This is a genomic window from Verminephrobacter aporrectodeae subsp. tuberculatae At4 (genome assembly GCF_000193225.1).
In the GTDB taxonomy this organism is placed as follows: domain Bacteria; phylum Pseudomonadota; class Gammaproteobacteria; order Burkholderiales; family Burkholderiaceae_C; genus Acidovorax; species Acidovorax aporrectodeae.
Genome location: NZ_AFAL01000549.1, coordinates 1 through 1,158, shown reverse-complemented (window position 1 = coordinate 1,158; position 1,158 = coordinate 1). Strand labels below are relative to the sequence as shown.

Here is a 1,158-nt window from a genome sequence, read left to right as displayed (position 1 = left end):
GCGGCTCAGCGTCAGCGTCACGGTCTTGCCCGATACGGCCACACTGTTCACGCTGATGGCCGCATTGCCTGCGCTGCTGACCGCATAGGCCGAGGCGGCTGCGGTGTTCGCGGGATCCAGGTTGCTCGCGTCGGTGTAGGTCAGCACCAACCGGTTGCCGTCAACCGTGGCGCTGTGGAGCACCGGCGGCGTGGTGTCTGCTGGCGCGGCGATCACTCCGTCGAAGTTCGCCGCATGGTTGCCGGCAGCGTCCCGCACCCCGTTGCCGGATTCGGGCTTGGTGTAGCTGACGGTCACCGTCTCCGCAGTGGCCACGGCGCGGCTCAGTGTCAGCGTCACGGTCTTGGCCGCCCCGTTCACCACGGCGCCGGTGACGGTGACGGCTGTGTTGCCCGTGGTGGTGCCGACCGTAAAGCCAGCGTTGCCCGCGAGCGCTGCCGCGTCCAGGGTGCCCGCTTCGGTGTACGTGAGCACCAGCTGGTTGCCGTTGACCGTGGCGGTGTTGATCTCCGGGGCCGTGGTGTCGATGGTGTAGGTGTGTGTGGTGAATGGATATCTCCCGTCTCCGTTCACGCCGCTCAGAGTGCCTCCTCCGCACCGCCTGCCTTCCTTATCGGTCACGTCTTCGATATACAGAAGGATGAGGTTGTCAGTCGAGTTGCCGGAATCCGGGGCCTTCAGGTCGAACTTCCAAGTGATGTTCCCGTCCGTGGTGCGCAGGTTCGACAACTCGCCCTTGTTGGTTATCACCTCATACGTTCCGGGCCTGACAGTCTTCAGGTCAGCAAGGGAGAAGGTAAGCGGGTCCACCGCTCTGGTGAAGACGATGGTGTAGGTGCAGGTCTCGTTAGCGGAAAGGACGAGGTCAGAGCATTCGACGCTGGCGATGGTGGTGAGGGTGTTGGGGTCGGGGATGGTGGCGCTGGATGTGTTGTTCGTCACCGCCCGGTCGCTGAAGCTCACTGCGTCGTTGCCCGCAGCGTCCTGCACCACGGCGCCGGATTCGGGCTTGGTGTAGCTGACGGTCACCGTCTCCGTTGCGGCCACGGCGCGGCTCAGTGTCAGCGTCACGGTCTTGGCCGTTGCGCTTACCACGGCGCTGCTCACGGTGATGGCCGCTGCGCCAGCGGCGGTGTTCACCGTAAAGCCGGCGTTGCC

1 protein-coding gene is annotated in these 1,158 nt (G+C 64.9%); it reads right to left on the bottom strand.

The window, feature by feature from the left end:
• A partial coding sequence (locus tag VTU_RS28130; protein WP_010106817.1) for a SwmB domain-containing protein occupies window positions 1-1,158 on the bottom strand: 1,158 nt, incomplete at both ends.